The sequence below is a fragment of the Lichenibacterium ramalinae genome (assembly GCF_004137085.1).
GTDB lineage: Bacteria > Pseudomonadota > Alphaproteobacteria > Rhizobiales > Beijerinckiaceae > Lichenihabitans > Lichenihabitans ramalinae.
In genome coordinates this window covers 164719-172666 of sequence record NZ_QYBC01000015.1, presented here as the reverse complement: position 1 = coordinate 172666, position 7948 = coordinate 164719, and the positions used below count along the sequence as shown (strand labels likewise).

Genomic DNA, 7948 nt, shown 5'->3' with positions numbered 1-7948 from the left:
CTGACGACCTAACTGAATCACACTTCACACCGCGCCGCCACGCCGTCGAGATTCTAATGCTCGCTGACGAACTCTAGAGCTGAAGTCGCGAGCCAAGGCGAGCGGCGACGGCTCTAGGGCGCTTTCGCCTGCGACGGTTTCGCTGCACCTCCGCATCGGGAGCAGCCGGTCGGCTGGACGCCGACGCCGGCCTGCCCGAGGCCGCGGAAGAACGAGGCGCGTGGCCGGGCGGGGCTGGCGCCCGATGCACAACCCGCCGATGATCCGCGGACGGCCGCGGGGGCCCGGGAGGGAACGAGATGGCGGAACACGGCCCCATGGCGAGGAAGAGCCTCGCCGACCTCACGCGCGGGAGCGAGGCCGACCGGGACGGGCTCGCCAAGACGCTCGGGCCCTGGAGCATCACGGCGCTGGGCATCGGCGCCATCATCGGGGCCGGCATCTTCGTGCTCACCGGCACGGCGGCGGCCCGCTATGCCGGCCCCGCCATCATGCTGTCCTTCGCGCTCGGCGGCGTCGCCTGCGCCTTCGTGGGCCTGTGCTACGCGGAACTCGCCGCCATGGTGCCGGTCAGCGGCTCCAGCTACGCCTACACCTACGCGACCCTCGGCGAGATCTTCGCCTGGATCGTGGGGTGGGACCTCATCCTCGAATATGCGGCCGGGGCCGCCACCGTGGCGGTGGGCTGGTCGGGCTATGCCGCAAGCCTCCTCGGCGGCTTCGGGGTCGCGGTGCCGCCGCGCTTCGCCGCGGCGCCCGGCACGGCCGTGACGCTGGCGGACGGCTCCCACGCCACGGCGCTGCTCGACCTGCCGGCCGCCCTCGTCGTGCTGGCGCTGACGGCGCTCCTCGTGCTCGGCACGCGGGAATCCGCCCGCTTCAACAACGTCATGGTGGCGGTGAAGCTCGCCGTGGTGGCGCTGTTCGTGGGCTTCGGCGCCTTCGCCATCGACCCGGCGCATTGGCAGCCCTTCCTCCCCGCCAACGATGGCGGCTTCGGCCATTTCGGCTGGAGCGGCGTGCTGCGCGGCGCTTCCGTGGTGTTCTTCGCCTTCATCGGCTTCGACGCCGTCTCGACCGCGGCCCAGGAGGCCGCCAACCCGCAGCGCGACATGCCGATCGGCATCCTGGGCTCGCTGGTCGCCTGCACGCTGCTCTACGTGGCGGTCGCGGCCGTGCTGACGGGGCTGGTGCCCTTCGCCGACCTCGACGTCGCCGACCCCATCGCCCGCGGCGTCGACGCCATCGGCCGCGCCTGGCTGTCCTGGCCCGTCAAGGCCGGGGCCCTCGCCGGCCTCACCACCGTCATGCTGGTCCTGCTCTACGGGCAGGGCCGCATCTTCTGTGCCATGGCGAAGGACGGGCTTCTGCCGCCGGCCTTCGGCCGCATCCACCCGCGCTTCGGCACGCCCGTCATGAGCCAGCTGCTCATCGGCGCCGTCGTGGCGGCGGTGGCGGCCCTGGTGCCGATCGGCCTGCTCGGCGAGATGGTGTCGATCGGCACGCTGCTGGCCTTCGCGCTGGTCTGCGGCGCCGTGATCCGGCTGCGCGCCACCGACCCGGACCGGCCGCGGCCGTTCCGCTGCCCGGCCGTGCCGCTGCTGCCGGGCCTGGGCATCCTGTCCTGCCTCGTCCTCATGGCGGGCCTGCCGGCGCTCACCTGGCTGCGCCTCGTCGTATGGTTGGCCATCGGGCTCGTGGTCTACGCCAGCTACGGGCGCCACCACGCCACGCTGGGCCGGGACGCGCCGGGCCGCTGAGGCGCGAGGCCTGGATACGCAAAGGCGCTGAAAACGCCGCGCGCTGGCCGCGCGTCAGCCCAGGCGGCGCAGCAGGTCGCCGGCGAAGCTCGACAGCGTGTCGTCCCGCGCCCCCATCACCACGATGCGGTCGCCCGGGGCGGCGAGCGCCAGCAGCCTGTCGCCGCAGGCGGCGCGGTCGGGGAGCGCTTCCGCCCGGCGTCCGCGCGCCGCGATGCGCTCCGCCACCTCCCGGCTGCCGACCGAACGGTCCACCGTGCCGCCGAAATAGACGGGCTCGGGCATCACCAGCACGTCGTCGGGCGCGAGGTCCTGCGCCAGCCCCTCCGCCAGGGCCTCGCCCATCAGCTTCAAGGGCCCGTAGCCGTGGGGCTGGAACATCACCAGCAGGCGGCCCGGAAATCCGTGCAGGGTGTGGAGCGTCGCCGCGATCTTGTCGGGGTTGTGGGCGAAGTCGTCGATCACCGTGACGCCGCCGGCCGTGCCCACGACGTCGAGCCGGCGGCGGATGCCCGTGAAGGCGCCGAGCGCCGCCGCCGCCTCGCCGAGCGGCACCCCGCAGGCGAAGGTCGCGCAGAGTGCCGCCAGCGCGTTGGACACGTTGTGCAGTCCCGGCACGGCGAGGGCGAGGTCGGCGCGCGCTTCCGGCCGCCCGGCCCGGGCCCGCAGCGTGACGGACACGGACACGCCGGTGGGGGACAGGCGCGGCGCGCCCGCCACGAGGTCGGCCGCCGGGTCGCCGAGGCTGTAGGTGAGGGCGCGGTCGGCGCCGGCCTCGCGCGCCAGGGCCGCGGTTTCGGGATTGTCGAGGTTGAGCACGGCCCGCTCGGCGCGGCTCACGAAGCCGCGGAACAGCGGGCGCAGCTCGTCCATCGGCTTGTGGTCGAGCGACATGTTGTTGACCACGGCGACGCTCGGCGCATAGAGCCGGATCGAGCCGTCGCTCTCATCGACCTCGCTGACGAAGGCCTCGCCGGCCCCCACCACGGCGGAAAGCGGCGCATCGTCGGGACCGCGGAAGTCCTTCATCTCGGCGCCGTTCATCACCGTCGGGTCGAGGCCGGCGCGCGCCAGGATCGTGCCGATCATGCCGGTCGTGGTGGACTTGCCGCTGGTGCCGGCGACGCCGACCCGCAGGCCGGCGGCGTTGAACAGCTCGCTCAGCAGTTCGGGCCGCGTCACCACGCTGGCGCCGGCGCGGCGGGCCGCCTGGACGTCGGGCACGCTCTCCTCGACGGCCGCCGACACCACGAGGATCTGGTCCGCCGAGGTGATGCCGCTGCCGTCCTGCGGGAAGAGCGCGAAGCCCCGCGCCTGCAGCGCGGCGAACTTGTCGGGCGTGCGGCCCTGGTCGCGCGACCGGTCGGACCCCGCGACCGTGGCGCCGCGCGCCTTCACGATGGCGGCCAGCGGGCTCATGCCGCTGCCGCCGATGCCGCAGAAGAAATAGGGACGGGCTATGCTCATGCGGCGGAACGCTACAGGGGCGTTTGCCGCAGCGCAACGCGAAGCGCGGGCGCGGTTGCCGCCGCCCGCGCCGCTGCCTAAGAGGGCGGCATGGCGCGGCAGGAGGGTTTTGGCATGCGGATCGCCGTCGTGGCGCCGGCTTCGTCGATGTCGCCCGAGGTCGAGGGGCGGATCGCCGCCCTGGCGGCCTCGCTCTATCCGGGCGCCGCCCCCACGGTTGCGGTCCATCCCCAGTGCCTGTTGCGCCACGGGCATTTCGCCGGCGACGACGCGGCCCGTGCCGCCGCCCTCGTCGAGGTCGCCAACGACCCCGCCGTCGATGCCGTCTGGTTCGGCCGGGGCGGCTACGGCTCCTGCCGCATCGCCGAAACCGTGCTGGCATCGCTCGCCCCCGCCGCCCGCGCTAAGCCCTTCCTGGGCTACAGCGACTGCGGCACGCTGCTGGCGGGGCTGTACCGGGCGGGTTTCACGGCGGCGGCGCATGGGCCCGTGGCGCAGGACGTGCTGCGGCCGGGGGGCGAGGCCGCCGCGGCGCGGGCGCTGCGCTGGCTCGTCGCGCGCGACCCCGCCGCGCTGGAGCCCTCCGTCGGCGACGGAAGGCCCACGGCGGCCTTCAACATCACCATCCTCAGCCAGTTGCTCGGGACGGCGCTGCAGCCCGACCTCGACGGGCACGTGCTGATGCTGGAGGAGGTGTCGGAGGCCATGTACCGGATCGACCGGGCGATGTTCCACGTCACCGGCAACCCCGGCATCCGCCGCGTCGCCGGCATCCGGCTCGGGCGTTGCAGCGCCATCCCGCCCAACGACCCCGACTTCGGCCTCGACGAGGAGGCGGTGGTGCGGTTCTGGTGCGAAAAGTCCGGCATCCCGTGGCTCGGCCGCGCCGACATCGGCCACGACATCCACAACCGCGTGGTGCCGTTCGGCCCGCTGCCGCTGGCGTGACGCGCCCGGCGCAGCTTCAGCGACGGCCCGGCAGGCTCCGGATGCGAGCGCATCCGCCTTCGGCGAAGCCGCTCCCGCTCCCGGTCGAGGGCCGTTCCATCGGCTCTGGCCTCCGGCGCGCCGCCGTCCTACCCTCCGGCGGGCCGCCAAAAGCTTTCGAAGCCAAGAGCCCAACCAGAGCCCGCCGGGCTGCCGAACGTCCGTCCGGCCGCGGCCGGCCCCGGCGTCGAGGGAGGATGATCATGGGCCAGGATGCAACGCCCCGGCCATCGTCGGGCCGGGACCTGTCCGGCAAGGCCATCACCCGATGCAGCCCGAGGAGGCCGCCGAGGCCGTCCTCGTCATGCCGACGCGGCCCCGCAGCGTGACGGTGCGCGACCCCGTGGTCCTGCCCCGAAACCTCGACCTTTAGCGCCCGGCGCCCTCGCGCCCCCACGAAAGCTGGCCCCCCAATGGACCTCGTCATCGGCGTCGACATCGGCACGCAGAGCACCAAGGCGGTGCTGGTCGGGCAGGACGGCAGCATCCGGGCGCAGGCGTCGCGCGCCTATGCGCCCGATACGCCCCGCCCCAACTGGGCCGAGCAATGGCCGGACGTGTGGCTCGACGCCGTCGAGGCCTGCCTGGCCGAGGTCGCGCGGGCGGGTGGCGCCGGCGACGTGAAGGCTGTCTGCGTGTCGTCGCTCTACGGCGGCTCCGGCATCCCGGTCGACGCCGACATGCGCCCCCTCCACCCCTGCCTGATCTGGATGGACCGGCGGGCCGAGGACCAGGTGCGCTGGGTGCGGGACCACGTCGACATGGGCCGCCTCGCCGCCATCACGGGCAACGGCGTCGACAGCTACTACGGCTACACCAAGGTGCTGTGGCTGCGCGACAACCGGCCGGACCTGTGGGAGCGCACGGCGCTGTTCCTGCCGCCCAACGCCTATGTGATCCAGCGCCTCACCGGCGCGGTGGCGGTCGACCATTCCTCGGCGGGCAACATCGGGGGCTTCTACGACGCCACGCGCCGCGCCTGGTCGCGCGAGATGCTGGACGCCATGGGGGTGCCGGCCCGCATGATGCCGGAGCGGCTCGTGGCCTCGACGGAGGTCGTCGGCGGCCTCAGGCCCGAGGTCGCGGCCCGGCTCGGCCTGCCGGCCGGCACGCCCGTGGTGGCGGGCGGGGTCGACGCCGCCGTCGCCACCTATGCGGCGGGCGTGGTGCGGCCCGGCCAGCACGTCGCCATGATCGGCACCAGCATGTGCTGGGGCACCATCGCCCCCACGGCCGATGCCGCGCACGGGCTGATCTCATTCCCCTACGTCACCCGGGCCGACGACGACCTCTACGTCTTCGGCGGCGCCGCGACGGCGGGGGCCTCGGTGACCTGGTTCCGCGAGCAGTTCTGCCAGGCCGAGGTCGCGGCCGGCCGTGCCGCCGGGCGGGACCCGCATGCGCTGCTCGAGGAGGGCGCCGCCGCGGTGGCGCCGGGATCCGACGGGATCGTGTTCCTGCCCTACCTCATGGGCGAGCGCTCGCCCGTGTGGGACGGGCAGGCCTCGGGCGCCTTCATCGGGCTCAACCTGTTCCACACCCGCGCCCACCTCTACCGGGCCGTGCTGGAAGGCGTGACGCTGGCGCTGCGCCACAACATGGAGGCGGGCGCCCGGGGCTCGGCCGCGCTCGACGACCGGCTCGTGGTGGTGGGCGGGGCGGCGCGCTCGGACCTGTGGATGCAGATCATCGCCGACGTCACGGGCTTCCCCGTCTGGACCATCCGCGAGGACGTGGAGGCGGCACTGGGCGCGGCGCGGCTCGCCGCCCTGGGCCTCGGCCTCATCGCGCCGGGCGACGGCGAGGGCTGGATCACCCTGGTCCCCCGCGCCGAACCCGACCCCGCCCGCAAGCGCCGCTACGACGCCGTCTTCGCCGTCTATGCCGCGCTCTACCCGGCGCTGCGCGACCAGATGCACGCCCTGGCGGAGCTGCGCGGGCCGGTGGACTGACGCGCGGGGGAAGGACGGCGCGGGCGAGGCCGGCGCCGCGGACGACCGCGGATCGCGCAATCCCGGGACCGCGCGCCGGGGTAGATGTGCCGGTGGCCATCGTGGCGGGCGACGGTGACACGACGGTGCCGGTCGCCACCAACGCCCGGCACATCGCCGGTCTCCTGCCCGGTGCCAGCCTCGACATCCTGCCCGGCGGCGTGTCGCATGACACGTTCCTCAACCCGTGCTTTCCGGCCGCCATGGACGACCACGCCGCCATCTGCCGCGATGCCGCCGGGGTGGACCGACGCGAGGTGCATCGCCGGACCGCCGCCCGGGCGCTCGCCTTCTTCGGATCGGCCTGGGGCGGCTCACGCTAGAGCAGATCGCGATCAGGTCGAGTCACCTGATCGCGTGAAGATGCTCGCAGAATGATAGCACTGGAGCTGAAGTGGCGAGCCAAGGCGAACGGCGACAGCTCTGGCGTGAGTCAGGCCGTTGCTGACACAAACCAGCTGTCAATCGCGAGGCTTCGGAAAGGCTTCAGCGCGGGAGCAGAGCGCCGTCCCCGGGACGGGCCGCCGAAGCGAAGATGGACAGCGCCCATGGCGAGAGCGTCCATGTTCGGGCGGCATCCCTCGGGATATCTCAGCCACTCCCGTCCAACCGATGGCCTCCGCGCTCCCGCTTGCAAGCTTGGTGACCGGCCGGTCCTGCCCCGCATGACGATCCTGCCAGTCGCGGCGCTCAAACCGGATTTCAAAGCACGATACGAGGTGCACGCCGCTGGCCCGCACGGCGACAAGACGGGATCGCAACTCCGGAAGATCTCGTCATGTCGCCATCCCTCAACCGCACCATGTCGGCACCCGAATGGGCGATGCTGCTCGGGCTCTCGATCCTCTGGGGCGGGTCGTTCTTCTTCACGCGCGTGGCGCTCGCCGCCCTTCCACCCTTCACCCTGGTCGTACTTCGTGTCGGGCTCGCCGCTCTGATCCTGAACGCCGTGGTGCCGCTTGCGGGCCTCGCGATGCCGCGCAACGGCCGTATCTGGGCCGCGTTCTTCGGCATGGGAGTCCTGAACAACGCCATACCGTTCTGCCTGATCGTCTGGGGACAGACCCACATCGCGTCGGGGCTCGCCGCTATCCTCAATGCGACAACACCCCTGTTCACCGTCGGGGCGGCGCACCTGCTGACCTCCGACGAGCGGATGAACCGCGAGAAGGTCCCCGGCGTGCTCCTCGGTATGGCGGGCATCGTGGTGATGATCGGTCCGTCGGCACTTTCCGGCCTCGGAACCGATCTGCTGGCGCAAGTCGCAGTCCTCGGCGCGGCGCTGTCCTACGCCTTGGCCGGCATCTTCGGGCGGCGTTTCCGGCGGCTCGGCGTGCCGCCCCTCGTGACGGCTGCCGGACAGGTCACGGCGTCGTCGCTGCTGCTCCTGCCCGTGGCGGTCATGATGGATCGGCCCTGGACCCTGCCGCTCCCGGGTGTGCCCGTTTGGGGGGCTGTCCTCGGGATCGCTGCACTATCCACGGCGCTCGCCTATCTTCTGTACTTTCGTCTCCTGGCGAGCGTCGGGGCTACCAATCTCCTGCTCGTCACGTTCCTGATTCCGGTCTCCGCCATCCTGCTCGGGGGGCTGGTGCTCGGCGAACGCCTGGATGCGCGGCATGACTGCGGCATGGTCCTCATCGGCTGCGGTCTGGCGGCCATCGATGGGCGCCTGCTGCGGCGCGTTACGGCGAGCGGGATCGACAGGCCTGACGTCTATCAGGGTCGCGACATCTAGCTCCG

Annotated in this window: 6 protein-coding genes; 5 read left to right on the top strand and 1 reads right to left on the bottom strand. The window is 72.8% G+C overall.

The features are described 5' to 3' along the window. The first annotated feature begins 299 nt into the window (after positions 1-299). Positions 300-1760: an amino acid permease gene (locus D3272_RS18095; protein WP_129220605.1), complete on the top strand. Its 1461-nt coding sequence runs from the start codon at positions 300-302 to the stop codon at positions 1758-1760. Positions 1761-1814: 54 nt separating this feature from the next. On the opposite strand, the gene D3272_RS18090 is transcribed toward D3272_RS18095, so the two are convergent. Beyond that, the gene (locus D3272_RS18090) at positions 1815-3227 is read right to left on the bottom strand and encodes a UDP-N-acetylmuramate--L-alanine ligase (protein ID WP_129220604.1); all 1413 of its coding nucleotides are present in this window, start codon (positions 3225-3227) and stop codon (positions 1815-1817) included. A gap of 114 nt (positions 3228-3341) precedes the next feature. Here D3272_RS18090 and D3272_RS18085 point away from each other — a divergent pair, with 114 nt between their 5' ends. The 4 genes from D3272_RS18085 (at position 3342) to D3272_RS18070 (ending at position 7943) form a co-directional block, all read left to right on the top strand. Continuing rightward, a complete protein-coding gene (locus D3272_RS18085) occupies positions 3342-4175 on the top strand; it encodes an LD-carboxypeptidase (protein ID WP_129220603.1) in 834 nt (277 codons plus the stop codon). 452 nt (positions 4176-4627) lie between these two features. Beyond that, on the top strand, positions 4628-6166 hold the full coding sequence (locus tag D3272_RS18080) for an FGGY-family carbohydrate kinase (protein ID WP_129220602.1): 1539 nt from the start codon (positions 4628-4630) through the stop codon (positions 6164-6166). Positions 6167-6267: 101 nt separating this feature from the next. Then, positions 6268-6528 (top strand): hypothetical protein, encoded by a 261-nt coding sequence (locus D3272_RS18075; protein ID WP_129220601.1) that lies wholly within the window; start codon positions 6268-6270, stop codon positions 6526-6528. A 455-nt stretch (positions 6529-6983) separates the two neighbouring features. Further along, the gene (locus D3272_RS18070; protein WP_129220600.1) at positions 6984-7943 is read left to right on the top strand and encodes a DMT family transporter; all 960 of its coding nucleotides are present in this window, start codon (positions 6984-6986) and stop codon (positions 7941-7943) included. Positions 7944-7948: the final 5 nt, after the last annotated feature.

Excerpts from the sequence above, each read along its gene's own strand:
- D3272_RS18095 (WP_129220605.1), top strand. The coding sequence starts at position 300 with ATGGCGGAACACGGCCCCATGGCGAGGAAGAGCCTCGCCGACCTCACG.
- D3272_RS18090 (WP_129220604.1), bottom strand. The coding sequence starts at position 3,227 with ATGAGCATAGCCCGTCCCTATTTCTTCTGCGGCATCGGCGGCAGCGGC.
- D3272_RS18085 (WP_129220603.1), top strand. The coding sequence starts at position 3,342 with ATGCGGATCGCCGTCGTGGCGCCGGCTTCGTCGATGTCGCCCGAGGTC.
- D3272_RS18080 (WP_129220602.1), top strand. The coding sequence starts at position 4,628 with ATGGACCTCGTCATCGGCGTCGACATCGGCACGCAGAGCACCAAGGCG.
- D3272_RS18070 (WP_129220600.1), top strand. The coding sequence starts at position 6,984 with ATGTCGCCATCCCTCAACCGCACCATGTCGGCACCCGAATGGGCGATG.